The following is a 26,282-nucleotide window of genomic DNA, read 5'->3' on the forward strand; positions in this document are numbered from 1 at the left end:
CATACGTCTGTTTTAACGCGCCTATGAATGAGCGTCAATCGACATAAGTATTAACAGGTTAATTAGAAAAGCGTCAGTTGCTGAACAGTGGTTTCTTCTGCCAGACGGTAGCCAACGCCTAATAACCGCACGGGCCTTTCGCCTCTTGCCCAGCCGACGTTGAGCAAAGTTTCGAACTGTGCAAGATCCAGCGCGGGGTCGGCGTGTTCCACGGTGGTTTGGGTAAAGTCGTTGAATTTGACCTTGATCATGACGCCACGCACGGCGGGCGGTGGGTCAAGCCGTGCATAGCGCCGCTCTAAATCGTTGATCAGTTCAGGGAGCTGAAGCCGGCAGGCTTCCAACGTCGGCAAATCTTGCGAATAGGTTTGCTCGGTGCTAATCGATTTCCGCTCACGGTGGGTTTTCACTGGTCGCTCGTCGCGCCCGTGGCTGAGTTCGAACAGACGATGCCCGAAACGGCCAAACTGTTCTACAAGCTCGGTGAGCGGACGAGCGCGCAAATCCGCGCCGGTTTGGATCCCCAGCCCCGCGAGTTTTTCAGCCGTGCGCGGCCCTACGCCGTGAATTTTCTTGACCGGCAATTGCTGCACAAAGCTATCGATAGCGTTCGGTGTGATCACAAACAGACCATCGGGCTTGCGCCAGTCGCTGGCAATTTTGGCGAGAAACTTATTCGGTGCAACACCTGCCGAAACGGTAATGCCTACTTCAAGCTTAACCCGCTGGCGAATTGCTTCGGCCATGCGAGTGGCGCTGCCATTGCACAGAGTGACATCGGTAACGTCTAAAAAGGCTTCATCTAGCGAGAGCGGTTCAATCAACTCGGTTACATCGCGATAGATCGCGAACACTTGGCGCGCCACCGCTTTGTATTTGGCCATATCGCCACGGATCACGGTTAAATGCGGGCAGCGTTTAAGTGCTTGCGCCATGGGCATGGCCGAGTGAATACCAAATTCGCGGGCGGGGTAGTTACAGGTAGCAACAACCCCGCGCTGCTCAACGCTGCCACCTATCGCAATAGGCAGATCGTTAAGCGCTGGGTTGTCGCGCATTTCAACCGCTGCGTAGAAGCAGTCACAGTCGCAATGAATAATTTTGCGCACAGATTGCCCTTGCCTCCGCCCTTACCTGTAAATAATCACAGTTTAACACAGGAGAAACCGAGACTACGTACCGCAAAATGTTCTCAGCACTTGTTCGTTTTCCGTTGCAGGGGCGGCAAGGCGGCGGGCTTCTACGGATTCATCGAAAGGCCGGGTGACCACCCCAAGCAGCGTATGGAAGGGGCCAAAATCGCCCTTGTAAGCCGCATCGATAACGTCCTGAATACGGTGATTGCGGGGAATGATCACTGGATTAGCACGCCGCATGGCAGCTAAGCGCTCACCGTCTTGGTTGGCCACCTGTACTGCTTGCCATTTCTCTAGCCATGCCGCCAGTTCATTGGGCTGGGTCGTCAGCCTTAGCAGTGCTTCTTTATGCGGCTCATTTAAGGTGTGCGCATAATGTGTCAGCGCATCAAAGGTGGCCGTCATATCCATGCGGCCTTGGTGCATCTGGCTTTCCAGCGCCGTCATTAGCGCTGCGGCTTGGTCGCTGTCTGCTACAAGGCCGAGCTTATCCGCCTGTAGGCGGCGCTGCTCGGCATCAAACAGTGGCTCAAAGCGGCGAATGATCTCGGTGGCCTGCGCTACCACGGTATCACCTTCTTCGCGCATCAGCGGCAGCAATGTTTCGGCAAAGCGGGCTAGGTTCCATTGGGCAATAGTGGGCTGGTTTTCAAACGCATAGCGCTTACCTTCATCGACCGAACTGTAGGCTTTTTGCGGGTCAAACTGCTCCATAAAGGCACAAGGGCCATAATCAATCGTTTCCCCGGCAATACTGCAGTTGTCGGTATTCATCACGCCATGAATAAACCCAAGGCTCATCCACCGCGCTACCAGCGCCGCTTGGCGGGCCGTAACGGCTTCTAATAGCGCAAGATAAGGGTCTTCGGCCTTGGCCGCCTCGGGATAGTGGCGCTCAATCACATGATCAGCTAACGCTTTCAACGCAGATTCATCTCGGCGAACCGCCGCAAACTGAAACGTGCCCACACGAATATGACTGCTCGCAACACGGGCAAGTATTGCCCCCGGCTCAGGTAACTGCCGATTAACCCGCTCGCCGGTCGAAACCGCTGCTAACGCACGGGTCGTAGGCACGCCCACCGCTGCCATAAATTCACTCACCAAATACTCTCGCAACACCGGGCCGAGCGGCGAACGACCATCGCCACCACGTGAAAACGGCGTACGGCCGCTGCCTTTAAGTTGCACGTCACGTCGCACACCCTGCTGGTCGATAACTTCTCCCAACAGCAACGCACGGCCATCGCCTAACTGCGGAACAAAGTGACCAAACTGATGCCCAGCGTAACCAAGCGCCCGTGGCTCTGCGTCTGGTGGCAGTTGGTTGCCACTAAACCATTGGGCAAGCGTGGCATCATCAGGCCGCGTTTGCATGCCTAACTGCACTGCAAGCGCGTCGTTAAACACGATCAGGCTGGGCTGCGCCACGGGCGTGGGTTGACAGGCAACCCATAGAGGTTCTGGCAACGTGGCAAACAGGTGTTCAAAGGTCAGCACGGGCGACTCCTCGGTTGGTGGCAATATAGCTGCCTAATACCCTAGCACTTTAGTCAAGTAAACGCCGCTGTAAACAGCTGACAGCTTGCTCTAGCACAGGAGTTAACGGTGCACGCCACTGGTGGGTTAATAGCGCATCGGCGCGGGTGACACCGAGCGACAGCGAGGCAACCGGCAAGCCCATGGCGTGGGCATCGCGGCAAAAGCGGTAGCCTGAATACACCATCAGCGAAGTGCCTACAGCCAGAACAGCATCCGCATTTTCCAATCCCACTTGGGCGGCCAAACGTCGCGCTGACGGCACCACATCGCCGTAATACACCACCTGAGGCTTTAAAATGCCTTTGCAGCGTGGGCAGTCCAAGATCTTAAACATCGAAAAGTCGGTTTCTAGATCCGCGTCACCGTCGGGCGCATGGCCGGCATCTAGCGCTGCAAAGTGGGGGTTCATGCTGGCCATTTCACTGTGCATAGCGTGGCGCATGAGTTGATAGCCGCATGACATGCACCCCACCATGTCTGCGCGTCCGTGCAGATCAATTACCTTGCGGGAGCCTGCCCGCTGATGCAGACGATCCACATTCTGGGTTACCAGCAGCTCCACATAGCCCATGGCTTCCAGCGCTGCTAGGGCACGGTGCGCGCCGCTCACTTGGGCTTCACGCAGGGCCTTAAAGCCAATCAGCGCTCGCGCCCAATAGCGCTGGCGCACGGCAAGTGATGCCATAAAATCACCATGCTGTACCGGCGGTGGTCGTTTCCACTGCCCATCTGCATCGCGGTAATCAGGAATGCCGCTGTCGGTGCTAACCCCCGCGCCGGTAAGCACCCACAGCTTAGGATGGCGTTCAATAAACCCCGCCAGCGCTTCACCCGCCTGGGCGATGCTATTTGTCATTTCCACGGCCTGCGTCAATGGATCACCCTATGCAACACTGCGACAAGTAAACGATACTGTATGACAATAAAGGGTCATGCAATATGATGCCCTCGTTATTCAACGTAAGGAGTGTCTCATGCAGTGGGATCACGATATTGTCATTGTTGGCGGCGGCATGGTGGGCGCTGCGCTAGCGGCCCGTTTAGGTGATGCGGATATATCGGTGGGATTGGTAGAGCGCGGCAGCGCCCCCACCCCACCTAGCGGCGATTATGACCTACGCATCTCCTCGCTTAATGCTCGCTCGTTGGCGTTTGTAGAAGCCAGCGGCACCGTGCTACCGGAAGATCGCTGCTGTCCGTTTCGCCATATTGATGTCGCCAACCAGGATGGCTCCGGCCACTCGCTGTTTTCTGCCCACGACAGCGGCATGGACGACTTCGGCATCTTCATCGAAAACCGCACCCTGCAATATGCGTTGTGGCAGCGTTTAGAAAACCTCCCCAGCGTTACTTGCTACACCCAGTGCGCACCGCTTAGCACCATGGCAGCCAGCACCGGCCGCATGCTGGAGCTAGATAACGGCAAAACCTTAAGCGCCCGCTTGATTGTTGGTGCGGATGGCGCACATTCGACACTAAGAGAACTCGCTGGCATTGGCGTCAGTAGCCACGACTATCATCAGCGGGCGATGATTATTAACGTGGAAACTGAGCTGCCCCAACAGGATATCAGTTGGCAGTATTTCACCCCCACCGGCCCGATTGCCATGCTGCCACTATCAGGCCAGCGCGCATCGCTGGTGTGGTACGACAGCGACGAAGCCACCAAAGCACGTGAGCAGCTATCCAACGACGCCCTAAAAATGGCCATTGAAACCGCCTTTCCCGAGCGGCTGGGCAAGCTAACTCGCGTGGTGGCCCGGGCGAGCTTTCCCATTAAACGCCAGCACGCCAAACGCTATATCGGCAAGCGCTTGGCATTGATTGGCGACGCCGCTCACGTGGTGCATCCGTTAGCAGGCCAGGGGTTAAACATCGGCCTGCACGACGCCGATACCCTCGCGGAGCTGATCATTAATGGCCGCGACCCCGGTGACTACATCAGCCTGCACAAGTTTGAGTGCCAACGCCGCTTGGCCAACCAAGCGATGATCGCCGCTACCGACAGCTTCCACCACCTGTTTACCGGTTCCAAGCCACTACGCCAACTGGGCGATCTCAGCCTGCACCTTGCTGAACGCGTACCGCTCGCCAAACGCATGATGATGCAGCAGGCTAACGGGCTAAACCCGTTTAAAATGCGCTAAAGCCGACTACGCAAAGAGGGTGGCAGCATAATCGTTGCCAACAATAATCATAATAATCCCTCACTTAAGGAAGGCGTATGGTACTCAAGCAACGACCAACAGCGATGCAAAATCTACCCTATCGGCCTCCTATACATTGCCATTAGCAATATATCCGATCGCCGCCGTAGAAGCTTATTCACTGTGCTCAACCGCACCGGTGGTAACAGATTGCTGGGGTTGGGACAGAAGCGCTCGGCGTTACAAATATTGCCCGGCAACAGCGATTGGTTATGCCTATCTCATTGGCCTTTATTTTCGCAACACTGTGCCCTAGCGAACAGACTATAGAAAGCCAATAACCTATCGTCAAAATGAGGAAAAGGATTAGCCCCACATAACGTTATCTCGCGCGCCACGCGTCTGGTGGTTCGCCCGCAATTTCAGATTTATGAAAAGGAGTTTTACTAATGAACAATATCATCTATATCGTCGGTGCAATCGTTATCGTTGTAGCGATTCTTTCCTTTCTTGGCTTACGCTAGAACGTCGATAACACCTGTTTTCTTTAGAGATTTACACCGGGGCCTGCGTCTGTTGAACATTCGCAGGTCTCTTCTTGTCTGTTTTAGGGCATAGCGCCCTTAAAGATGCGTTAAGTTACAGGTTTGGCTCTGGCAATACCGGCGGCGTACTGTCCATATAGGTTAAAAAAGTTTCCCAAACGGTATGGGTTCGCTGCTGAGTCAGCTCGGTTTCGCAGGTCAACGCCATCACTCCCCGAATAGATCCATCACGCCACTGCGTATACACAGCATCACAATGGGCGTTGACGTAGGCCTGCCAAGCTTGCTGCGATGCTTCGATAGCGGTCACCAGCTCAGGGTCATCAGCATGATGCGTTACACTTGCCTTCACATACTGGCTCAGCTCCGCTTGCGCTGACGCCAACTGCATCGCGGCACACTGATTAATATCGAGTGTGGTCATCGCATTATCACAGTTGAGTGGCTTATCTTCTGCCATCGCCATTACCGCAGAGGTAAGACTTGCCAACACCACGATTATTGTTCGCATTCGTTTGCCTCAAACCTATAAAGTTCAGTGCTACCCAATGCCAGTTGTACCGCCAATACCGCCCTCATTTCAGGCGGAGCTTCTAGAATGTTAGCGGCTAGCGTTTTCCTCAGCCACCTGACGAAGCGCATCCACAAGTACGTCAGCAGGCTGGGCGCCAGAGATCAGGTAGCGACCGTCGAGAATGAAGGCTGGCACGGCATTGACACCAGCCTCCACGAATTTCTGCTCTGCCGCTCGAACGTCGTCCGCATACTGATCCGACCGGGCGATGGCCTCGGCGGCGTCGCCGTCAAGCCCAACCTCGATGGCCTTCTCGCGCAGAACCTCTGGGTCGGCGGGGTTTTTCGCCTCACCAAAGTAGGCCTCGAACAATGCCAACTGCAGCGCCGTCTCTCGGTTCTGTGTTCCAGCCCACGCCAGCACGCGGTGGGCATCGAACGTATTGTTCGCCCGGCGTTCCAGGGCACCGCTGAAATTCAGCCCAAGCGCTTCGGCGGCGGCCATAATCTCGCGCTGGGACTGCTCCATGCTGGCTGCGTCTTTTCCGTACTTGCGGCACAAGTGCTCTAGAATTGGCTCGCCCTCAGGCGGCATATCCCGGTTGAGTTCAAAAGGCTGCCAAAAGAGTTCAACGTCGATCTCACCATCAAGGGTTTCTAGCGCTTGTTCTAAGCGCCGGTAGCCAATCGCGCACCACGGGCATGCTACATCTGACACTAGGTCGATTCTCAACTTTTGCATGATGGTTCTCCTTGCTGGGTTCGATCATCGGGGCTCAAACAGCACCGAGCACTGGCTTGTAACACGAAACACATAAACGTAACCAGCCCAGCAACAGGTCAGCGACGACCATGCACAGAAAACACTACTCGCCCACCACCTCAGAAAAGTGGCCCGATTTTTCCAGGGTGTATTCGCCAAAATCTCGCGCCAAGAACACCGAGCCTGAATAAACACGTTGGGCTTCTTCGCGGATGTTCTCAATGGATGGCGACGCATGGGGGTTACGTTGATAACGAGGGCTAAAGTGCGTCAGCACCAAATTCGGCAGCTGTGCTTTTTCGGCAAAATCAGCAACAAGCTTGCCGTAGCTATGCCCCACATCACCGGCTTTATGGGCCATCTCTTCGCTGTAAGTGGCTTCATGCACCAGGGCTTGCGCCCCCGCGCACGCCTCGATCAACAAGTCAGGCTGGTCGTTATCCCCAGCAATCACTATTTTCCTGGGCGTGTTTTTAAAGATTAAGTAGTCATGGCTTTTTAACTGTTCGCCCGCGAACTCAATATCAAACCCTTGCTTCAACTGCCCCCACAACGGCCCTCTCGGAATGCCCTTCTGCGCTAACTTATCCATGTCTAGGGCAGCATCAACCTTGCGCTCCGTGAACGCATAGGCGTAAGACGCCACCCTATGTGAAAGGCTGAATGTCTCAACCGCGATGTTCTCAAACTCAACGCTTGGCAGGTCGTCCGAGGCGATAAACTCTAAGGCGAAAGGTAAGCTGAGCTGCGTCACCTCACAGGTGGCCTCCAACCAAGTTTTGATACCTGCGGGCGCCACAATAGTCAGCGGCGCTTTTCGGCCACCCATGGCCGCACTCGCCAGTATGCCCGGCAGCCCATAGCAATGGTCGCCGTGCACGTGGGTAATCAAAATAGCTTTCAACGAATGGAACGACAGCCTGGTATGCAACACCTGATGCTGGGTGCCTTCACCACAATCGATCAGGTACCAGCTCCTCCCCTTGCTCTCTCGCAAAGCGATACCGGAGACGTTTCTTGTTTTCGTGGGCACACCGGCGGAGGTACCTAGAAAGAGTAGGTTCATATCGCGTCCGTGCTTTCTCTTTAGAAATCTGAACCTAGGCTGGCGGCATACAGATTTCCAATAAGTTGGGTTGTTCAGTTTCTTTACGGCAGGATGCCAACGACAGCCGTAGCCATCGTTAAGCGGCCTCAAAATCCAATGGCTGCAGGTCGTCCAAATTAATTGTGCTGCGAGCCATCCATAGGTCATACATATCCTGCATGGCCAGCCAGCTCTCCGGGGCACGTCCGAGAACCTTCGACAAGCGCAAAGACATTTCAGGGCTAATGCCACTATCCCCCTTAAGCAACCGTGACAAGGTGGAAGGTGAAACACCCAAGCTGGAAGCAAGCTGACGGGAGCTGATACCAAAAGGTTCTAGGTACACTTCCCGAATAAATTCGCCAGGATGCGGCGGATTATGCATCGTCATTAGTGATAATCCTCATAATCAAGAATATACGCATTGCCATCTCGAAATTCGAACGTCATGCGCCAATTTCCGTTGATCCAAATTGACCACCGCGCTTTGTCTCTCCCCTTCAATGGGTGGAGCCTAAAACCGGGGATATCCATACCTTCTACTGACACGGCCGTGTCAAGAGCGGCAAGCTGCATACGCAATTTCTTGGCATGATCCGCCTGTATACCAGCGGTGCTGCCACTAGCGTAGAACCGCTTGAGTCCCTTGTGGCGGAATGATTTAATTATAAGCACATCATAGCGTGCTGCGCACCACGCAACAACAAGGTTTATATTGTTTGCGTTACCCGAGCCCGAGCCAACAACGTACCCTTTCGGGATTTGGTGGAGCGCTAACGTTTTAATCACCGAAAAATGACGAGCGCCAGCGAGTTATTTTCTCGGCGCAATGACTTGTTAGCTGCCCTGTGGAAGCGCTGAATCTAATAGTGATAACGACATGAAATGATCGTAATGGCATTATCATCAACTGCGTAGACTAATCGATTCGTATCATCTATACGTCGCGACCAAAAACCAGCCAAGTTTTCCTTTAACGGCTCTGGTTTACCAATACCATCAAAGGGTGAGCGTCTAACGTCGTTTATAAGCTTGTTTATTCGTTTCAGCGTTTTTTTGTCCTGGGTTTGCCAATACAGGTAATCGCTCCAGGATTCGTCAGTCCATGACAGTAAACGACTACTCATCAATCAAGTCTCTGTGGGTTACCTTACCTGCTTTGAATTGTTCAATTGAGCGATTCAAGTGCTCAGCATTCGCCGGTGAGCGCAGTAAGTGCACCGTTTCCATCAGACTGTTGTAGTAGTCTAGCGACATAACAACAGCATCTTCCGAATCACGGCGAGTAATCACCGCTGTATCTGCGTCATTAACAACGGAATCTAATACCGCTTTCAAACTATTTCTTGCTTCTGTAAAAGACACAATTTTCATAGAGCCTCCACATTTACTTCTTACAGAACAAGTATAGCCTTAGACCTTAACATGTACAATATAGCGAACACGTTAATCATGGCAGCTAACGCAGAGCACACCGGTGTTTTTTACGCAGCAAAGCAGATACTAGGGCATCCGAGTGCCGCAGTTAAACTACTACCGTTCACCTCCAAGACCATGCCACACCCGGAGGAACAATGATGGCACTGGCATGGACTGAATATCGAACGACGCATTTTCCGAAAACCATATCTCGAACAAAGTCAGGCACCGGTGCCATTTCAACCGATGCGCCCACACTGGGGAAGCCTGGAAGTAATTCGATGTTGCCAACAAGCTCAGAGGCAATCCTGGCCGCCGCCGACGAGTTGTGCTTCGCAATGAACTCTCAGAGGCGTTTCAAATCATCAATGGCTTCGTCCGTGAAAACCAGTTTCACTTACCTGACCTCGGTGCATCCTGCTCGTTTTCGGCTCATCAGCTATTAAGCCAGCGGTGAACTTCGCTGGCATCAACAACCTTGCCTTGGGCAGCAGACTCCATTGCCTCTAACGTTTGTTTCCGGCGCTCTTGCTCAGGCTGCTGCTTTTCTATGTATTCCGACAATGCCTGGTTGATCACCCAGCCTTTGCTCCGGTGTAACCTGCTGGCGATTATTAAAACGTAGTAACTTGGCACTCATATGTGGCTGCCTATTTTTTCAGCCAACGCAAAACCGGCATTGCCCGGCGCAACCATTGAGACAAATATAAAAGGTTCTGGGCCAGAGTTCATTGCACCATGTACTTGCCCAAGTTTTGCTATGGCAATATCTCCAGCTTTAAGATGCGTGGCTACGCCGTCACCTTGATAATACTCGGCTTCACCTGAGATAACCGTCCAAGTATCTTGACCGTGAGGATGGACATGGGCAGCTATTTCCTGCCCAGGGTGGGCGTACCAAACAACAGCGACAGAGTCGTTGGTTTCCAGAACAACCGAACGAATCGGTTCGCCGTCAGACGGACGGACATATTCATCCACCGAATAAATCCGTGATTCCGTTTCTGCTTTCATGTTCACACCTCATTTAAAACTGATCGAAAACGTACTCGAACCGCGACGACGGCTGGACGTTCTAACGCCGCCAGCATGCGCGGCTACGGAATGGAGGTGGTGCAAGATGTAGTAGGCGCCGCCGTGACCGACCTTGTTAGGCCATCTTTTTGGCAACAATTGTCACCCCTTCCGTATAACTATAGCCGTAGCCATAGCCGTAACCCGCATTTGTCTGGCCGCCTGTAGTCGCGTAGAGGTAATTATATGCACCAGACAAAGCCTCAGATATGCTCACAACTTCATAACCTTCTGAATTTAGCAACTTAACTGCCTTTGCAATATCGTCAGCCAACCTCTCACCATCAATCTCGCAATTAGACCAGCCAGTTTGCTCCCACTTTTCTTCTGTTCGTGTGACATCCTTTTCACCGCCTAATAGCCCTTTTTTCTTCTCGCCAGTTGGTACTTTGACCTTTACGGCTTTACCAACAGGCTTGAAGTATGAACTCACATATACAACCTTATTCAAAAGAATCTCCTATTAATTGGAATATCGCGGAAACTAACGGCAAGACCTAACCTTGCCTAACAGTTGATTAGTGCGCATGCGCGTTTTTCTGGCAACCCCACCTTGCCAAAATTCACCTAACTTACTGATAAAAAAAAGAGTAAATGCTACTTCTTTCTCGGAATTCTCGTTAGAAAAACGCGCCTTGCTGCCTAACAGCATCTGTGAATATGCGCTGGCAGATGACCGCTTAGCGTCGCAAACGGTTGATGCAGTCACCTCAACTGAATCTACCCCGCTGCTTTCCTTTAGGGCAAAGCCAATTTTGGAAAACTGTCCAAACGTCGTGTGTGGTTGAGCCTGTTAGCGGTTAATTAAGGGAAAACTTGAAATAGCGGAGTTGAGTGGCAGCCCTAAGGCAGTTTTTAACTAAGAGCGATAGACACCAACTCCCCACCAAACCACTGTTGCTTTAGCCCGCGCTGTTTTTCCAGCAGGGCTAAGTACGGGCGCAGTGGGTGGTGGTTGGGTAACGTAACGTACAGTTGGCGTAGGCGGCGTTGGAACGGGAGCTGTTCGGCGGGCATGTGCAGCGGCGTGACGTGCTGGGTGAGCCATTCGATGCTGGGTAGCAGCAGGTGCGTGGCGCCGCTGTCTAGGGCTAGGGTCACGCCTTTGGCGTCGAAGTCGCCGGCGTAGAGGTGTGGCCGATTGGTTTTGCGCCAGGCGTTTGTCAGTTGGGCGAAACCGCCGCCGTAGTGGCTGTCGCCACGGTAAACTACCAGCGGGTGGGCGTAGCCGCTAAGCGCTGCTATCTCGGGTGAAAACACATAGAAGCTGTCCAGGTTTTCCACTTGAACAAGCGCCCCAAACACCGCCAGCTTCAAACCGCTGACATCCACATCGCGAATGCTGCGCGGCTCTGGCGCAAGCCATGCCGAGGGCTGTGGGGGCAAGCTGATTAACACCCGCTTGGCGCGTGGGCCTTCGCGGCTGCTTTTATCTTCCTCAACGCCTTCTGCTGCTTGGGCGGCACTGCTTAAGCCACTTAATGAGCGCCCCAGCGGTGCCAAACGGTCAGCTTCTAACATGCTGTTGATTTGCGCTATGAGCGTGGCGTCAAAGCGCAGCGCTTGGTTGGAAATCCGCATGGTTAGATCAATATCCTGCTGGTGGCACCACGCCACTACGTCGTCCACCCACTTGCCACGGGATTTTTCTACCACCGGCTGACGGTTAAGCTCACGAACGACCCCGTTAAGCCCGGTCCGGGCGCGGCCTGATAACGTCATACTGCCACCGCCAGTGCAACGTCATGAATTAAGCGCAGATCGTTAAATGAGCTAGCCGGTGATTCCTCTTGGTGTAGGCGAAACGCCTGCTGCTCGCTACGCGGCAAGCCTTGGTATTCGGAGATAACCTGAAACAGCCAAATTTCATCAGGCCATTCAAGGTGGCTGTCATACAGATAAGCGAGCGCGCTGATCGGCTCGGCGGGAGGCTGATCTAATACCGCGAGGTAAAAGCGTTCGACATCCTGCTTAAGCGCCTGCTGGCGCGCAGCGGCAAGGTTATCTTCCGGCGTGAGCGCAGCCACCGCCGACTCAACGGTTTGCGCTGCATGGCGTGGGGTGGGCAATTTATGCAGCAGCTCCGCCAGCACGCGGTTTTCCAGCGCGCGATCTAGCGCTGGTGCAGCAGCGGCATTAAGCGGCGCGGCGTGGTTGAACAAGGCGGGAACGTCGCTGCGTTTGGCGTAATTGCCGGGCACAAAGCCTGGGTGCTCACGCATAAACGCGACCATGCCGCTGATCAGGCGGCTGCGTGCCTGCTGCTTGCGAAAGCGGGCCATTAGCTCAATCAACCGCCGCTGCACTTCCCGCAGGCTGGTGTAATGGTGGCTTAAGCGCTGCTGTAGCTGGCTGATCAGTAGCTTGCGCAGGCTGCCATCGCTGCCTACCAACGCAATCAGCTCGTCGAAGTCAATCAGCACCAAGCCATCCAACAACCTAACAATTTGCTTCTGGGCGCGGTCATTTTCGCGGATTTTATCGCTCAACTGGCTAACAAAGCCGAAGTCGCTATTAAGCCGCTGCCAGAGACTATCAATAGCGTCGGCAAAGCGGCCGTTCAGGTCGTCGACTTCCTGACGCAGGCGAAGCAGCTGCTGCTCCTGTCGCCAGTGCTCACTTCGGCTGCGGGCTTCACGGTAGCTGTGTACCAACGAGCGCACCAGCTCCAGGGTTTCCGCGACATCGGCATTGACATGGCGGCGAGTTTCATCGGCCAGCATTTCAGCGATCAGTTCGCGCACCTTAGGGGCAAGTTTAACGCCGCTTTGCTCATCGGGGCGCCATAACACCCTTGCGGCCAGCAGCTTGCGCAGCGCACTGTCGTTGAGGCCGTCCAACGGCACGTCATCACGGGTGTAGCCCTGCATCAGCCGTTCGGCGTGTTTGCCCAATAGCGCCAGCCGTTCGGCGCCAGTTTTCAGAAGGCGGCTTTCCAGTTCGTTCACAGCAGCGCCTCCTGGGCACCCTCTTCCCGCTCGCCGTCAATGGGCAAGTTTTCCTCATCGCGGATAAAGCGCACCATCTCAATCAGGTAATCAATTTTACCAGTGACCACAAATACCTGACGCTCGGTGTGGGGCTGGAGTAAGTAGCCATGCTCTTTTAAGCGCTTGAATAGCTGCTTTACCTGGGCATCTAACTGGTCGCTCTGGGAGCCAAAGAAGCTGTCCGTGGCCAGCTTTTCCAAACGCTCGCGCAGGCTTTGGTTATCTTCACACTTAGCGCTGAACTCGGCGGGTTTGAGCACATCACCTGGGGCTGCCAAGGTGTCACGACCTAACGCTTCCTGAACCAGCTGCAGCCATTCCAGCAGCGGCAACAGGCTATTAACCGTGTCATTCAGCTGGCGCGACAGCTGCTCCCGAGCGGCTTCGTTCAACTGTCGCCAAGCTAAAAAGTAGACACTGCCTTCCTCATTGCTTGCTAGCCTGCGGTTGAGCGGGCGCAGATAAAGGTCAATCGCATCGCGGGTCTCTTCATTAGCTAAGTGGCGAAAGGCGTTGTCATCACTGACGGCGCAGACAAACTCGCCAGCCAGCAAGCGTTCCAGTAGCGGGCCGTGTTCAATCATGCGCTCACCTCCTGCTGACGCGCTTTGATCCGCTGCGCAAGCGGGCTAAGGCGCGGTTCAATACGTTTTAGCACACGCTGATTAGGCTGGCTGGCATCCCGCTCAATCAGGTAGCGATTAGCAAACAGCAGTAGCACCTCCGACTCTGGATTGGGGAACGCCCCGACAATGTGAATACGGTTGCTGTCACAGGCATCGAACAACTTTTCGACGTTGTGATAGGCCAGCGTGCCAATTTCATCAATCGGCCAGTGAATGGCGATTTGCGCATCCCCTCGCAGCAACCGCGTAAACGCCAGCAGAAACTTACATAAAATCAGGTAGGCCATGCCATGGCTGGAAGACTCTAACAACTGGCGGTCGTTTTTGATCACTAGATCAGTGCCGCCTTCGTTTAGGTGCAGTTCAAGGCGCAGCAGGCTTTCAAAGCTGTACTGCTGGTCGCTGCGCAGCAAGTCAACCACATCGGCCAGCGCATTTAGGTAATCATCGCTAGGCAGCATCTGGCCAGATTCCCGCCACGCTTTGTAGCGCTGGGCAAACAGCTTCAGTGGCTCCCAAAAGCCCAGCTCATCGATGGTTGATTGAATGCGCACTTCCGCTTTGCTGATGCCTTCCAAGCGCAGGTCATCTGCAACTTCATCGGAAAGCCGACGGCTCTGGGCACTGATTCGGCGGTTTAGGTCGCGGAAGACAATAAAGAATTTATCCAGGTCATCACTTAAATTGCGCCCTTCCTGAATCAACTGCTGCTGTTGATCTTCCAACAGTTTTAGCATGTCGCGCAGTAGCGGCAACACCAGCCGCGGGCTGTCGTTTGGCAGCTTCTCACGCTCGCTTTGCAGTGCATCGGCAAAGCCGCTGCTGGCATCTTTAATCAGTTGGCTTTCTACGTCCAAGCAGCCCCGGCGCAGCTGCTCAAGCTGCTGGTGGCGGCTGGTTAACGCTTGGCGCGCTCGCTCAATTCGCTCCTCCATGTCACCCACAACGTCCGCTAAGGGCGTACCCTCTGCAACGATGTCCAAACTTTCCAGCTGGCCAAGCAGCGGCTTCAGGGCTTCTACGCTGCCGTAAGCATTTGCGCGCTGAATTTTTAGCGCATTAACCGCCGTTTGGTGCGTTTCACGTGCGGCCTGGAAGTCGTTTTTAAGACGCGCTTTTTCGCGCTTCAACTGCTGATCAAGCTGAACAAACTCGGCTTCCTGGGCCACCAACTGAGGCTTGTGCTGGCTCCACTCCACGCGCATAAAACGTTGGTACTCAGTAAGCTCTTCCTGACGCGCGGCAATCTTACGAATGCGCTCACTCTGCTGCTCTAAACGCTTTTTCGTCTCTTGAAGCTGCGCGGGGTCTACGCCCTGCTCGGCAAGTTCCTGGCTGAAGGCAGCCTCTAGCTCGCTACGCTGGCGCTGGTGTTCTTCGTTGGCGTCGCTAAGCTGCTGCTTGTACTGGCGTAGCTGACCATCCAGGCTATCCCGCTGGCTTTGGGCGTCGGCTTTTAACTCCAGCAGTTGGCCCTGATGCGTCTCGGCAAGCTCGGCAAGCGACTGGCGTTTCTCTTCACGCAGTTCGGCCTGAGCCTGCTCCTGGCGAGCCAACGCCGCCTGATGTTCCGCACGCCGTGCTTGCTGGTGCTGGGTATGGCGCTCTTGCTGCTGGCGGCGAGCCTCAAGGGCATAATCCACTTCCTGTTCGGCACGCTGATAGCCCATCCGCGCCTGATCTTGGGCCTCATCAGCTTGCTGCACCCGTTCGTTGTGTTGCTTCAGGGCTTTTTCGGCAGCAACGCATTCCGTTTGAGCGCGCTTTTTAACACTATCCGCTTCTTCAATTGCTGCCAGCAAGCTGGCTTCGTCTTGGGCGTAATCTGGCAGCGCAATGGCGCTAAGATCCAGCGCTAGGCCGAATAGGTCGTCGCTGGCTCCTTCAGCGAGCTGCGGGGCAAGGTCTCGGCGTTCCAGCAATTCTGGAGCGATCACTTTGCCGAGCTGCTGCTCCCAGCCGGGGCGGTGGTAACGCAAGAAATGGCGCAGGCTGCCCTGCTCAGGGTCACGTTGCTGGTAAAGCGCAAAGCAGTGCTGTTCGGCCCGCTCACGCTGCTGGCGGCACTGCACCAGCTGTTGCTCCGCGGTATCGCGCTCTCGCTTATGGCTTTCAAGCTCGCGGCGCAGCGCTTCCAACGTTGCGGCGGCGGCGCTACGTTGCTGCTGTGTTTGGTCTAAACGCGCTTGGGCAAGCTCGGCCTCTTGGGCCTCTTGCTTGGTTTGGGTAGGCATCGCCAGCTGCGCTTTTAATTCGGCAAGCTGCTCAACGCCTAGCTCTAACTGCGCTTGATACTCACTTTCTAACCGTTGGCGCTGTTGCTGGTAGCGCTCGTTATGCTGCTGTTCGGCTTGCCATTGCTGCTCTCGGCGCTGCGCTTTTTCTTCGACCAGGGCGTCAATCAGCTCTTGGTTTTCTTGGGTTTGGCGGGCAAGTGCTTCGGAGAGCTCGCGTAATCGGCCATCTAAACGCGCCTGGCTCTCTTTTACTGCCTCTTGCATGACGTGCAGGTGCTTCTGAAGCTGATCGCGCTGTTCGCGCCACTGGGGCAGTGCGTTGATATCCCGCTCCAGGCCCGTCATATCGGCATCAGAATAGTGTTCAAACTGGGTTTGCAGGTCAGTTAAGCGGCGCTGGGTGTGCTGTAAATTGCTCGCCACTTCACTTTGGCGGTCGTTCAGCTCGTCCCGCTGTTGGGTGTATTCGCTTTCGCGCTGCTGGAACTCGCGCTGGTGGCGATTTAATTCACCCTCCAGATCTGCGATGCGCTGCTCCGCCTGCTGGTGGTCGGCGCTTAGCTGTGGTTTCAGCTGCCAAAGCGTGGTTTCTAACTGGGCCAATTCGCGGTCGATGCCACCTAGTTTGGTCAACACAGCTTGCAGCGGCTCCAAACGCATAGACTGGCGCATTTGAGCAATCCACTCCCGCGCTTTGGCACTGCGAATACGAGTGACAGGCAGCTCGACGCCATCTTCTTCAAAAATGGCCGCCAGCATGGTTTTGAGGGTGTCCATCTTGCCCTCTTTGGCGTGCACCGCAGACACCAGCTTTTCGATATGACGAATACGCCGTTCGGGGTTCACTAGGCTAAATTGCGCTGCGATTTGGCGCAGTTTTAGGCCATCGCGGCTATTACCGTGAAGTTGGGTGAAGTCATTTTGGATTACCGAACGAAACTCGGACGTAGCGCCCAGCTTAGAAGAGACAGGAATTCCGTTGCGGCGCAGCCCGCTAGACCACTGCGGGTACTCCAGCGCCAAGGGGCCTTGTTCGGTCTCGACTAGATAGTCTTCTGGCCGATAAGGCGCGCCGACAAAGCGGTATTCAACGCCGCCTTCTTGCTTGCGCGTTAGCACCACTTGGCAAATATTGCCCGCTTCTCGACGGTATTCGTAAACGAGATAGCTTTGACGAGTGGGCAAATAGAACGCATCAAACTTCATGCGGGTTTTCGGCACCACCTTGTTAGGCAGCTCGCCGTAAAACACCGGCACCAAGCGCTGTAGCGTGGTTTTTCCCGACGCGTTGGTGCCACAAATATTGGTGTGACCATCCACATTGAGTTCAACCACCCCCGACAGGTGGCCGTGAATCATTACGATGCGTAGCAAATGCGCCATGCCGTGTCCTTGATCGTCGAACGTCCGAAACCGCTATCTTGCCAGACCCCGGCCGTGGCGACATCTGTTCAGATGTGAACTATTCATTCACACGACCGCAAGGGTCATTAACGTCAGACATTGCATCTTGTTATTTCTTGACGCTTATTCGCCCACACTGCGCACCACAAAATCCCGAGCGACCCCAATATGGTAATCAATTGCCTCTCGGCAAGCGGCAGAATCGCCACTGGCGAGTGCATCAAGCAATTTGAAATGGCTGGTAGCAATAGTATCGGGGGCTTCGTGAGTTTTGGTAATCAGCGTAATGCACAGGCGCAGCTCGTGGGTTAAACCATCAAATGCCCGCAGTAACCGCGCGTTCCCTGCGTAATGAATCATAAGCCGATGAAACTGCAGGTCTTCCTCAATCCGGCGCGTCCCATCGTTGCTGGCGGTCACTTCGCACAATATCTCTATCTGCTGTCTTAACGCGTACTCAGCGTCGCTGCTATAACGCTCTGATAATCGCTGGATAGCATGGCGCTCAAAACATAGCCGAAGATCAAAGACATCCTCTAATTCAACGGCATTCAACGCCCTGACAAAGAAACCACGCCTCGGTTTTGAAATTAAAAGCCCGCGACTTTCCAATAAACGAGCGGCTTCGCGAACCGGCGCACGACTGACGCCTAAATCCCGAGAAAGCTGTACTTCTGAAAGCCGCTCACCTGGCAAAAAGTGTTGCTGAATAATCGCTTGCGTCAAATAGTCGGCCACCTGTTCAACAAGATTTTGTTGTTGAATAAACGCGCCGGGGGCCGTTGTCGAAGGGGCCATAGTGTCTACTCTTATTAAGTATTCCGTACTTTTAGTATGACAAAAAAAAACATCCTGTCGACGTCTGATTGCCGACTGTCGACAGTATTACAAACCACTGCTATGGTCAGAGAGGTCGCCCATTACGAATACGGCGACGATTCATAACGACGATTCATAACGACGATTCATAACAACGATTCATAACAACGAACGGCAACAATAATCTAGAACAACAATCACAACTGGGCTGTTTTGTATCACGCCTTGCTCGCCTAACGACAACGTAAATCTATTACGTGCTAATAACCGAGGAGCAGGAAACATGAAGACACCACTGGCTTTAGCAATTTCCGCTGCAGCATTCGCTTTTTCGTCGGCCGCCCTGGCAGGCGACCCACAATCGGGCGGCACCGTTAACACCATTGTTCAACCAGAACCGCCAGGCTTAGTGCTGGGCATGGTGCAAAACGCACCGACACGCACCGTGGCAGGTAATATCTATGAGGGGCTGCTGCGCTACACCACTGACCTTGAACCAATGCCGCAGTTGGCTAAATCATGGGAAGTTAGCGACGATGGCCGCACCTATACCTTTCATTTACGTGAAGACGTGACGTGGCACGACGGCGAACCCTTCACCGCTGACGACGTGGTATTTTCTGCCGATGTTTTCCACCGCGAGCTGAACCCCAGTGCGCGGGCCGTTTTACAACATGTGGAAAACATCGAGGCAACGGATGATTACACCGTTGTGTTTACCTTAAACAAGCCTTTCGGCCCGTTCTTGATCTCTTTTGAGGCAGGCACCTTCACCATGGTGCCTGAGCATCTGTATGCGGGCACCGACTTCCGCAACAATGAACACAACGACCACCCGATTGGCACAGGCCCCTTCAAGTTCGCCAACTGGGAACGCGGCACCGTTATCGAACTGGTTAAAAACGACGACTACTACGAAGACGGGCTTCCCTATCTGGACGGCGTAAACTGGCACATTATTCCCGACGGTGGCTCCCGCGCAGTCGCTTTCGAAAATGGCACCATTGATGTGCTGCCAAGCGGCACCGTTGAGAACTTCGATATACCGCGCTTATCCGCCATGGATAACGTCTGCATGACAGAAGAAGGCCACGAATACTTTAGCCCCTTCGCCATGCTGTGGATGAACAACCGTGAAGGCCCCACCGCCGACAAGCGCTTCCGCCAAGCGGTGATGTATGCCATGGATCGCGAATTTGCCAAAGATGTGCTGTGGAATGGTTTAGGCAATGTGCCGCTCTCAGCTTTTGGCTCCAACGCCCGCTTCCAAAATGACGATTTAGAACCTTACGATTACAATCCAGACCGCGCTCGTGAGCTGTTGGCTGAAATGGATTACGACGGCGAAGAGATAACTATTCTGCCGCTTCCTTACGGCGAAACATGGACCCGCTGGGCTGAAGCCGTTCAACAAAACCTGCGTGAAGTAGGTATTAATGTAGAAACCCAAGCAAGCGACGTGGGCGGATGGAACCAGCGCCTTGGCGACTGGGATTACGATCTCGCCTTCACCTATCTGTTCCAGTACGGCGACCCGGCATTGGGCATTTCGCGCACTTACCTATCCGATAACATTGCTAAGGGTTCACCCTGGAACAATGTGGAAGGCTACGAAAACGAACGTGTTGACGAACTGTTTAACGCTGCTGCCACGGCTTTCCCTGATGAAAAGCGGGAAGCGCTATATCATGAAGTGCAGGAAATTCTGCATGAAGACGTGCCCGTCGGCTGGTTGATGGAGCTGGGCTTTCCCACCCTTTACCGCTGTAACGTGCAAGACCTAGTGACCTCCGGTGTGGGTGTCAACGATGGCTTCAAAGATGCTTGGTTAGAACGCTAACCCAAAGCCACGCCCAGGTGGCGCAAGCTGCCTGGGTGCTAACGCTGCGCTAGGAAGGTCTCTATGGTTTACGCTCGCTTGATTTTAATGCGGCTTCTCAAAGCCGTTATCGTATTGCTTTTGATCGTTATTTTTAACTTCTTTCTTATCCAGATGGCCCCCGGCGACCCCGCGGCAATTTTAGCCGGTGAAGCGGGCGCTGCTGACCAAGAATTTATTAACCAGTTGCGCGAACGGTTTGGCCTAGACCAACCGATGTATGTGCAGCTTTGGCGCTACGTGTCGGGGATTGTCATGCTCGATTTTGGTTACTCTTACCGACTCGGTGTACCTGTATTTGATCTGATCATGGATCGCTTGCCCGCCACACTGCTACTAACGGGCACAGCCTTTGTACTCTCGTTGGTACTCGGCATTGTCGCAGGCTCAATGGCGGCGGCTCGGGTTAAAAAACCCTCTGGTTCACTGATTATGGCGCTTGCGCTGGTGTTCTATGCCACGCCCTTGTTTTGGGTAGCGCTGATGTCCGTGTTGGTGTTTTCCGTTTACCTCGGCTGGCTGCCCGCCTACGGCCTTTACACCGTTGGCGCGGGGTACACTGGCTTTGCGCTTGTGTTGGATATCGCCCAGCACTTGATACTGCCTGCCACGACGTTGGCACTGTTTTTTATGGCGATTTACACCCGCATGACGCGCACCTCAATGCTGGATGCGGCGCAGCAGGACTTCGTCAAAACCGCCCGTGCGAAAGGGCTAAAACCTAGCGTTATTCAGCGTCGGCATATTCTGCGCAATGCCTTACTGCCGATTATCACCCTGGCAGGCCTGCAGGCTGGGCAGATGGTCGGTGGCGCTATTTTGACGGAAACCGTGTTTGCCTGGCCAGGTATTGGGCGACTGATGTTTGAAGCGCTTCAACAGCGTGACTACAACCTGCTGCTGGGTATTTTCTTCTTCTCGGCGGCCTTGGTAATTGTCTTCAATATTTTTACCGACTTGGTTTATCGCTTGGCTGATCCACGTATCAAGGGGGCCTCATGAGCTTTTTCGCACGCTTCGCGCAAAACCGTGGTGCCCTGATAGGGCTGATTATTCTACTGCTGATTATTGTGATGGCGATTCTTGCGCCGTTGCTATTTCCTGAGTCCCCCTGGCGCATGGTCCAGCGGCCTTTTTTGCCGCCGCTTTCTCAGGAAGGCTTCCTGCTCGGCACCGACACCATGGGACGCAACGTGGCCGCAGGGTTAATGCATGGCGCCTGGGTATCGCTGCTGATTGGCTTGGTATCCACCAGCGTCGCCCTATTAATTGGTGTGCCGCTGGGGGCGATTGCCGGGTACTACGGAGGGCTGGTTGACGACTTCTTGATGCGCTTTACCGAGTTTTTTCAAACCATTCCTAACTTTGCCCTGGCGATTGTGCTGGTGGCAATTATGCAACCTAGCATCACGTCGATTGTGCTAGCGATTGCGCTGGTCAGTTGGCCGCCCGTAGCGCGTTTGGTCCGGGCAGAGTTTATGTCACTGCGCCACCGTGAATACGTTGAAGCGGCTCGCTTAGTCGGCCAAACCAACAGCACCATTATCTTGCGTCAAATTTTGCCTAACACGCTGTCGCCAATTATTGTGCTGGCCTCGCTGATGGTGGCTACCGCTATTTTGCTGGAATCGGCGCTATCGTTTTTAGGCTTAGGCGACCCCAACGTAATGTCCTGGGGCTATATGATTGGCGCAGCGCGTACGGTTATTCGCCAAGCGTGGTGGCTGAGCTTCTTTCCTGGTGTGGCGATTCTGCTAACCGTCCTCGCGCTTAATCTCGTGGGCGAAGGGCTAGACGACGCATTGAATCCCAAACTGTCCCGCGAGCGCTAGGAGCCCCTTATGCCTGTCACTACCGATTCTGCAACAGAGCATTCATCTGCTGAAACAGTCCTTAGTATACGCGACTTGAGCGTGGCGCTGCCCAAGGGGGCCGACCGTGCCCTGGCGGTGGAAGACGTTAGCTACGACGTTAATCGCGGCGAAATCATGTGCGTGGTCGGGGAATCCGGCTCGGGCAAATCGATGGCCGCCAATACCGTGATGGGCCTGCTACCCAAAGGGGTACATCCCGTTCAAGGTGAGGTTAACTTTCTAGGGCAAAACGTCATCACGTTACCCGAGAAGCAGCATCGCGCCCTGCGCGGTCTTAAAATCGGCATGATCTTCCAAGAACCCATGACCGCGCTAAACCCGTTAATGCGAGTGGGGGCACAAATCGCGGAGGTGTTTGAGGCGCATGGCCAGTTAACTCCAAAACAACGTCAAGAACGTGCCTTGGAGCTATTGATTGAAGTCGGTATCCCTCAGCCAGAAAAGGCCATCAGCGCTTACCCTTTTGAGCTGTCCGGCGGCCAGCGTCAGCGGGTGATGATCGCCATGGCATTGGCCCTGGAGCCCGTGCTGCTAATTGCCGACGAGCCCACCACGGCGCTAGATGTGACTACCCAGGCGCAGATCCTCGAGCTTATTCGCGACCTGCAGCGCCGTCGTGGTATGGCCGTGATGTTTATCACCCATGATTTTGGCGTTGTCGCTGAAGTTGCCAACCGTGTTTGTGTCATGCGCCATGGCAAGATTGTCGAAATCGGCGAAGCAAAAGACGTGTTGGAAAATCCACAAAACCCTTACACAAAAGCGCTGATTGCTGCCATTCCCAGCAATGCCGTGCCGCCCCACCGCGAGACAAGCCAAGTCGCGCCGCTGCTAGAGATCAAACAGCTTAATAAAGTTTTTCGTTCACGCGGGGGCTGGTTTAAGTCGGCTCGGGAAGTCCGCGCGCTGGATGATATTTCGCTGACATTGGCGCGTGGCGAAACCATGGGCATTGTTGGCGAGTCAGGGTCAGGAAAATCTACCCTTGGTCGTTGTGTAGTGCGCCTTGAGCACCCGGACAGCGGCGAGCTATTGCTGGATGGTGTTAATCTTTCACAGCTTAAAGGCGATGCTTTGCGACGCGAACGCCATCGCGTTCAGATGATTTTTCAGGACCCCTACGCCTCGCTCAACCCGCGGACTCGGGTGGGCATGGCTATTGCTCAAGGGCCTATGGCCAATGGCACACCCAAAGCCGCTGCACTGAAACAGGCGGGAGAACTGCTTGATCTAGTCGGCCTTGGCGCAAGCGCCGTGGAACGCTTCCCCCATGAATTTTCCGGCGGACAACGTCAGCGAATTGGTATTGCCCGTGCATTGGCGCTAAACCCTGAACTGATTGTGGCGGATGAAGCGGTCTCAGCCCTGGATGTGTCTATTCAAGCCCAGGTACTAGAGCTGCTTGAAGAACTGAAACAGCGGCTTTCGCTGTCACTGCTATTTATTACCCACGATCTGCGGGTAGCGGCGCAAATTTGCGACCGAATTGTGGTGATGCAGCATGGACGTATTGTTGAGCAAGGCAGCGCTGAGCAAATATTCCTTCACCCGAAAGAGGCCTATACCCAGTCGCTTCTTGATGCGATTCCCGGCCGTCAAGCGCCGGTGGCCGCTACCGCCTAATGACAAGCGTTAACCTCTTTATTAAGGAACACACATGCAGATAACCCTGGAGGCGCTGCGCGCACTTGTTGGTTCAGCCCACGTGCTGACGGGCGATGATGTTACAAGCCGCCGCGTTGACTGGATGACCGGAGCGCCCTGCCAAGCGGGAGCGATTGTGCGCCCGGCAGACACCGAACAATTAGCGGCTGTTATGCAGGCATGCCACGCGGTTAAGCAGCCAGTGGTTACCCACGGTGGCTTAACCGGGTTAGTCCATGGCGCTGACGCTAGTCCAGAAGAGCTAGTGATTTCTCTAGAGCGCATGACCGCTATCGAAGAGATTGACCATGTGGGCGGCACGATAACGGTACAAGCAGGCGTGCCACTTCAGCGAGTGCAGGAAGCCGCTAATGAGGTAGGAATGCAGTTTCCGTTGGATCTTGGTGCCCGTGGAAGCTGTACGATTGGCGGTAATATCGCGACCAATGCTGGCGGTGTCCGAGTCATTCGCTACGGCATGATGCGCCAGCAAGTACTCGGGCTTGAAGCAGTGATGGCCGACGGGCGTGTTGTCAGTTCCATGAACCGGATGCTGAAAAACAATGCAGGGTTTGATTTAAAGCAGCTATTTATTGGCAGTGAAGGCACCCTGGGGATTGTTACCCGCGCCGTTCTGCGGCTTCAACCGCCGACACCCAGCGAGCAAACGGCGCTGGTTGCTTGCCACTCGTTTGATGCGCTAACCGGGCTGTTGAGCTACATGGGTAAAGCGCTCGGGGGTGGCCTGGGTGCTTTTGAAGTGATGTGGCAAAACCACTACCGCCTGCTCACCGAAACACTGGCTAGGCACACGCCTCCTATTCCACCAGAACACCCTTTTTATGTGATTATCGAGTCGCTGGGCAGTGATGAAACTCACCATGCAGTTCAGTTCCGAGAAGCGCTTGAAAAGGCATTGGAACAAGAATTGATTGTCGATGCGGTGATTGCCCAGTCAAGCGCTCAACGCGAGGGTCTCTGGGCGATACGTGAAGATATTGAAGGACTCATCAAAGGGCTTGCGCCCATCTTTACCTTTGATGTCAGCCTGCCCATTGCCGATATGCAGCGCTATACCGATGCGTTAGAAAAGCAGCTGATTCAGCGCTGGCCAGACGGGCGCCTGGTGGTATTTGGCCATCTTGGCGACGGCAACCTGCATATTTCCGTTAGCGTAGGCAGCAGCGCGCCTGAAGAGCGCCACGCGGTAGAAGCGCTGGTTTACGCGCCCCTTACAGCGCTAGGCGGCTCTGTTTCAGCAGAGCATGGCATTGGTTTGGAAAAGCGTCCCTGGCTAAGCACCTGCCGCTCTGAGGCGGAAATCGAATTAATGCACACACTGAAGCAGGCGTTTGACCCGCACCAGCTGCTTAACCGCGGTAAAATTTTGAGCTAACAAACTTTTCACTATTTTATTTGATTTTCTAGGACACCAATATGCCCTCCTATCCCGATCATCTTAACGGTGAAGGCCCCCTTAATCCGTTTCCTGGAATTAAAGTATTGGAGCGCCGCATTGGCCGCGAGATCCCTCATCGATTGGGCTCTAATGAAGGGTTGGACATGCCCCACCGTGCGCTGCGCGAGCATTTTGGCGACGCCGTTGCCGAACATGTTTATTGCTACGGTGATGCGGAGGCCCTCGGCGTGCGCCAGCGGCTAAGCGCTCAGCAGGGTATTCCGCTTGATCACATACTGGTCGATGCCGGTGCCGACAGCCTGATTGCCTTAGCACTGCGCACCACCTGCACAGCGGGCGACACAGTTGTTAGCACAGCAGGCACTTACCCCACCTTTGGTTACTTTGCGAAAGGCCAGGGTTGCCACTTAGTGGAACCTAGCTACGTTGAAGCCCCAGGCTTGCTTGCCCCTGACCTAGAAGCGTTAGCAGCGGCCGCGCACCAGGAAAATGCCCAGCTGGTTTATTTAGCCAATCCGGATAACCCCAGCGGCCATCTGCATAGCGACAGTGACATTCTCAAGCTACGTGATGCACTGCCAGACACCTGCTGGCTACTGCTGGATGAGGCCTATGGCGATTTTCGTGATGACGCCAACAGTGAGTTCGCCGCCAAAGCACTGCCTGGTGTTATTCGCCTGCGCACGCTGTCAAAAGCCCACGGTTTAGCAGGCTTGCGCATTGGCTATGCAATTGCTGACCCTGACGTGCTCGCATTAATGATGAAGGTACGTATTCACTACGCGGTCTCTACTTTCACCCAGGCTGCTGCAGAAGTGGTGCTCGATCACCCAGACGAAGTACACCAACACATTGCGCAAGTGAAAGCGCGACGGGAACAGTTAGCCGCTCATTTCCAAGCACTGGGCGCCGACGTACTGCCTAGCGCTACCAACTTTATCGGTATTCGCTTACCCAGTGCCGAACTGGCCGAGCGCGTGAACCGCGAACTCTTGGAAGCCGGCAGATTAATCGCTCGCCCCGCACACCCGGCGCTTGGCCATGTATTACGCATTACCGCCGTCGCGGACGCCCTGGAACCAGGGCAGCTGGCGATTCTTGAGCAGGCCATTAAAGAGAATGCCTGACAGCCAGTAGAGGCAGTCAGGCATTATTCAAGCACT

At 54.5% G+C, this 26,282-nt stretch carries 25 protein-coding genes; 7 read left to right on the top strand and 18 right to left on the bottom strand.

The genetic code is table 11. From position 1 onward, the window contains the following. Window positions 1-62: 62 nt before the first annotated feature. The 3 genes from dinB to ELY33_RS12060 form a co-directional block, all read right to left on the bottom strand. Window positions 63-1,109 (bottom strand): DNA polymerase IV, encoded by a 1,047-nt coding sequence (gene dinB, locus ELY33_RS12050; RefSeq protein WP_126948160.1) that lies wholly within the window; start codon window positions 1,107-1,109, stop codon window positions 63-65. Between the two features lie 63 nt (window positions 1,110-1,172). Further along, window positions 1,173-2,636, bottom strand: coding sequence for a protein adenylyltransferase SelO (locus tag ELY33_RS12055; protein ID WP_126948161.1), 1,464 nt, complete (start codon window positions 2,634-2,636; stop codon window positions 1,173-1,175). A 49-nt stretch (window positions 2,637-2,685) separates the two neighbouring features. Then, complete coding sequence (locus ELY33_RS12060) at window positions 2,686-3,534, bottom strand: NAD-dependent protein deacetylase (protein WP_126948162.1); 849 nt, start codon at window positions 3,532-3,534, stop codon at window positions 2,686-2,688. Between the two features lie 118 nt (window positions 3,535-3,652). Here ELY33_RS12060 and ELY33_RS12065 point away from each other — a divergent pair, with 118 nt between their 5' ends. Further along, window positions 3,653-4,825, top strand: a complete 1,173-nt coding sequence (locus tag ELY33_RS12065; RefSeq protein WP_126948163.1) for a UbiH/UbiF/VisC/COQ6 family ubiquinone biosynthesis hydroxylase — start codon at window positions 3,653-3,655, stop codon at window positions 4,823-4,825. 639 nt (window positions 4,826-5,464) lie between these two features. Here the strand turns inward: ELY33_RS12065 and ELY33_RS12070 are convergent. The 15 genes from ELY33_RS12070 to ELY33_RS12145 all read right to left on the bottom strand — a co-directional run bounded on the left by ELY33_RS12070 (window position 5,465) and on the right by ELY33_RS12145 (window position 18,281). Continuing rightward, window positions 5,465-5,881 (bottom strand): lysozyme inhibitor LprI family protein, encoded by a 417-nt coding sequence (locus ELY33_RS12070; protein WP_126948164.1) that lies wholly within the window; start codon window positions 5,879-5,881, stop codon window positions 5,465-5,467. A gap of 90 nt (window positions 5,882-5,971) precedes the next feature. Continuing rightward, window positions 5,972-6,625 carry a DsbA family oxidoreductase gene (locus ELY33_RS12075; protein WP_126948165.1) on the bottom strand — a complete coding sequence of 218 codons (654 nt, stop codon included), beginning with the start codon at window positions 6,623-6,625 and terminating at the stop codon, window positions 5,972-5,974. A gap of 124 nt (window positions 6,626-6,749) precedes the next feature. Continuing rightward, the gene (locus ELY33_RS12080) at window positions 6,750-7,712 is read right to left on the bottom strand and encodes a ribonuclease Z (protein WP_126948166.1); all 963 of its coding nucleotides are present in this window, start codon (window positions 7,710-7,712) and stop codon (window positions 6,750-6,752) included. A gap of 118 nt (window positions 7,713-7,830) precedes the next feature. Continuing rightward, a complete protein-coding gene (locus ELY33_RS12085) occupies window positions 7,831-8,124 on the bottom strand; it encodes a HigA family addiction module antitoxin (RefSeq protein ID WP_126948167.1) in 294 nt (97 codons plus the stop codon). Beyond that, a complete protein-coding gene (locus ELY33_RS12090; RefSeq protein WP_340148121.1) occupies window positions 8,124-8,522 on the bottom strand; it encodes a type II toxin-antitoxin system RelE/ParE family toxin in 399 nt (132 codons plus the stop codon). Before ELY33_RS12090 ends, ELY33_RS12085 begins: the two co-directional genes overlap by 1 nt. A gap of 74 nt (window positions 8,523-8,596) precedes the next feature. Beyond that, window positions 8,597-8,860, bottom strand: coding sequence for a Txe/YoeB family addiction module toxin (locus tag ELY33_RS12095; RefSeq protein ID WP_126948168.1), 264 nt, complete (start codon window positions 8,858-8,860; stop codon window positions 8,597-8,599). Beyond that, window positions 8,853-9,107, bottom strand: coding sequence for a type II toxin-antitoxin system Phd/YefM family antitoxin (locus ELY33_RS12100; RefSeq protein WP_126948169.1), 255 nt, complete (start codon window positions 9,105-9,107; stop codon window positions 8,853-8,855). The genes ELY33_RS12095 and ELY33_RS12100 overlap by 8 nt, the downstream gene beginning before the upstream one ends. A 480-nt stretch (window positions 9,108-9,587) precedes the next feature. Then, on the bottom strand, window positions 9,588-9,731 hold the full coding sequence (locus ELY33_RS12110) for a hypothetical protein (protein ID WP_244208604.1): 144 nt from the start codon (window positions 9,729-9,731) through the stop codon (window positions 9,588-9,590). 57 nt (window positions 9,732-9,788) lie between these two features. Next, window positions 9,789-10,166: a cupin domain-containing protein gene (locus tag ELY33_RS12115; RefSeq protein WP_126948171.1), complete on the bottom strand. Its 378-nt coding sequence runs from the start codon at window positions 10,164-10,166 to the stop codon at window positions 9,789-9,791. Window positions 10,167-10,302: 136 nt separating this feature from the next. Continuing rightward, complete coding sequence (locus ELY33_RS12120; RefSeq protein WP_126948172.1) at window positions 10,303-10,677, bottom strand: hypothetical protein; 375 nt, start codon at window positions 10,675-10,677, stop codon at window positions 10,303-10,305. A gap of 404 nt (window positions 10,678-11,081) precedes the next feature. Then, the gene (locus tag ELY33_RS12125; protein WP_126948173.1) at window positions 11,082-11,948 is read right to left on the bottom strand and encodes a DUF7281 domain-containing protein; all 867 of its coding nucleotides are present in this window, start codon (window positions 11,946-11,948) and stop codon (window positions 11,082-11,084) included. Next, window positions 11,945-13,174, bottom strand: coding sequence for a hypothetical protein (locus tag ELY33_RS12130; protein WP_126948174.1), 1,230 nt, complete (start codon window positions 13,172-13,174; stop codon window positions 11,945-11,947). Before ELY33_RS12130 ends, ELY33_RS12125 begins: the two co-directional genes overlap by 4 nt. After that, a complete protein-coding gene (locus ELY33_RS12135; RefSeq protein ID WP_126948175.1) occupies window positions 13,171-13,800 on the bottom strand; it encodes a condensin complex protein MksE in 630 nt (209 codons plus the stop codon). Before ELY33_RS12135 ends, ELY33_RS12130 begins: the two co-directional genes overlap by 4 nt. Continuing rightward, on the bottom strand, window positions 13,797-17,462 hold the full coding sequence (locus ELY33_RS12140; protein ID WP_126948176.1) for an ATP-binding protein: 3,666 nt from the start codon (window positions 17,460-17,462) through the stop codon (window positions 13,797-13,799). Before ELY33_RS12140 ends, ELY33_RS12135 begins: the two co-directional genes overlap by 4 nt. Window positions 17,463-17,606: 144 nt before the next feature. Then, window positions 17,607-18,281: a GntR family transcriptional regulator gene (locus tag ELY33_RS12145; protein WP_126948177.1), complete on the bottom strand. Its 675-nt coding sequence runs from the start codon at window positions 18,279-18,281 to the stop codon at window positions 17,607-17,609. 304 nt (window positions 18,282-18,585) lie between these two features. Between ELY33_RS12145 and ELY33_RS12150 the strand changes: the two genes are divergently transcribed. The 6 genes from ELY33_RS12150 (at window position 18,586) to ELY33_RS12175 (ending at window position 26,246) form a co-directional block, all read left to right on the top strand. Next, window positions 18,586-20,142 carry an ABC transporter substrate-binding protein gene (locus ELY33_RS12150; protein ID WP_126948178.1) on the top strand — a complete coding sequence of 519 codons (1,557 nt, stop codon included), beginning with the start codon at window positions 18,586-18,588 and terminating at the stop codon, window positions 20,140-20,142. Window positions 20,143-20,205: 63 nt separating this feature from the next. Continuing rightward, window positions 20,206-21,183: an ABC transporter permease gene (locus tag ELY33_RS12155; protein WP_126948179.1), complete on the top strand. Its 978-nt coding sequence runs from the start codon at window positions 20,206-20,208 to the stop codon at window positions 21,181-21,183. Next, window positions 21,180-22,013: an ABC transporter permease gene (locus ELY33_RS12160; protein ID WP_126948180.1), complete on the top strand. Its 834-nt coding sequence runs from the start codon at window positions 21,180-21,182 to the stop codon at window positions 22,011-22,013. Before ELY33_RS12155 ends, ELY33_RS12160 begins: the two co-directional genes overlap by 4 nt. A 9-nt stretch (window positions 22,014-22,022) precedes the next feature. Then, entirely contained in the window at window positions 22,023-23,678 is a 1,656-nt protein-coding gene (locus ELY33_RS12165) for an ABC transporter ATP-binding protein (protein ID WP_126948181.1), read from the top strand. 34 nt (window positions 23,679-23,712) lie between these two features. Beyond that, window positions 23,713-25,095, top strand: a complete 1,383-nt coding sequence (locus ELY33_RS12170) for an FAD-binding oxidoreductase (RefSeq protein WP_126948182.1) — start codon at window positions 23,713-23,715, stop codon at window positions 25,093-25,095. A gap of 41 nt (window positions 25,096-25,136) precedes the next feature. Continuing rightward, the gene (locus ELY33_RS12175; RefSeq protein WP_126948183.1) at window positions 25,137-26,246 is read left to right on the top strand and encodes a pyridoxal phosphate-dependent aminotransferase; all 1,110 of its coding nucleotides are present in this window, start codon (window positions 25,137-25,139) and stop codon (window positions 26,244-26,246) included. The last annotated feature ends 36 nt before the right edge of the window (window positions 26,247-26,282 follow it).

The organism is Vreelandella andesensis (assembly GCF_003989795.1).
Classification (GTDB): domain Bacteria; phylum Pseudomonadota; class Gammaproteobacteria; order Pseudomonadales; family Halomonadaceae; genus Vreelandella; species Vreelandella andesensis.

Coding starts and splice junctions, on each gene's coding strand:
- ELY33_RS12060 (WP_126948162.1), bottom strand. CDS start 3,534: ATGACAAATAGCATCGCCCAGGCGGGTGAAGCGCTGGCGGGGTTTATT.
- ELY33_RS12065 (WP_126948163.1), top strand. CDS start 3,653: ATGCAGTGGGATCACGATATTGTCATTGTTGGCGGCGGCATGGTGGGC.
- ELY33_RS12070 (WP_126948164.1), bottom strand. CDS start 5,881: ATGCGAACAATAATCGTGGTGTTGGCAAGTCTTACCTCTGCGGTAATG.
- ELY33_RS12075 (WP_126948165.1), bottom strand. CDS start 6,625: ATGCAAAAGTTGAGAATCGACCTAGTGTCAGATGTAGCATGCCCGTGG.
- ELY33_RS12080 (WP_126948166.1), bottom strand. CDS start 7,712: ATGAACCTACTCTTTCTAGGTACCTCCGCCGGTGTGCCCACGAAAACA.
- ELY33_RS12085 (WP_126948167.1), bottom strand. CDS start 8,124: ATGACGATGCATAATCCGCCGCATCCTGGCGAATTTATTCGGGAAGTG.
- ELY33_RS12095 (WP_126948168.1), bottom strand. CDS start 8,860: ATGAGTAGTCGTTTACTGTCATGGACTGACGAATCCTGGAGCGATTAC.
- ELY33_RS12100 (WP_126948169.1), bottom strand. CDS start 9,107: ATGAAAATTGTGTCTTTTACAGAAGCAAGAAATAGTTTGAAAGCGGTA.
- ELY33_RS12115 (WP_126948171.1), bottom strand. CDS start 10,166: ATGAAAGCAGAAACGGAATCACGGATTTATTCGGTGGATGAATATGTC.
- ELY33_RS12125 (WP_126948173.1), bottom strand. CDS start 11,948: ATGACGTTATCAGGCCGCGCCCGGACCGGGCTTAACGGGGTCGTTCGT.
- ELY33_RS12135 (WP_126948175.1), bottom strand. CDS start 13,800: ATGATTGAACACGGCCCGCTACTGGAACGCTTGCTGGCTGGCGAGTTT.
- ELY33_RS12140 (WP_126948176.1), bottom strand. CDS start 17,462: ATGGCGCATTTGCTACGCATCGTAATGATTCACGGCCACCTGTCGGGG.
- ELY33_RS12145 (WP_126948177.1), bottom strand. CDS start 18,281: ATGGCCCCTTCGACAACGGCCCCCGGCGCGTTTATTCAACAACAAAAT.
- ELY33_RS12150 (WP_126948178.1), top strand. CDS start 18,586: ATGAAGACACCACTGGCTTTAGCAATTTCCGCTGCAGCATTCGCTTTT.
- ELY33_RS12155 (WP_126948179.1), top strand. CDS start 20,206: ATGGTTTACGCTCGCTTGATTTTAATGCGGCTTCTCAAAGCCGTTATC.
- ELY33_RS12160 (WP_126948180.1), top strand. CDS start 21,180: ATGAGCTTTTTCGCACGCTTCGCGCAAAACCGTGGTGCCCTGATAGGG.
- ELY33_RS12165 (WP_126948181.1), top strand. CDS start 22,023: ATGCCTGTCACTACCGATTCTGCAACAGAGCATTCATCTGCTGAAACA.
- ELY33_RS12170 (WP_126948182.1), top strand. CDS start 23,713: ATGCAGATAACCCTGGAGGCGCTGCGCGCACTTGTTGGTTCAGCCCAC.
- ELY33_RS12175 (WP_126948183.1), top strand. CDS start 25,137: ATGCCCTCCTATCCCGATCATCTTAACGGTGAAGGCCCCCTTAATCCG.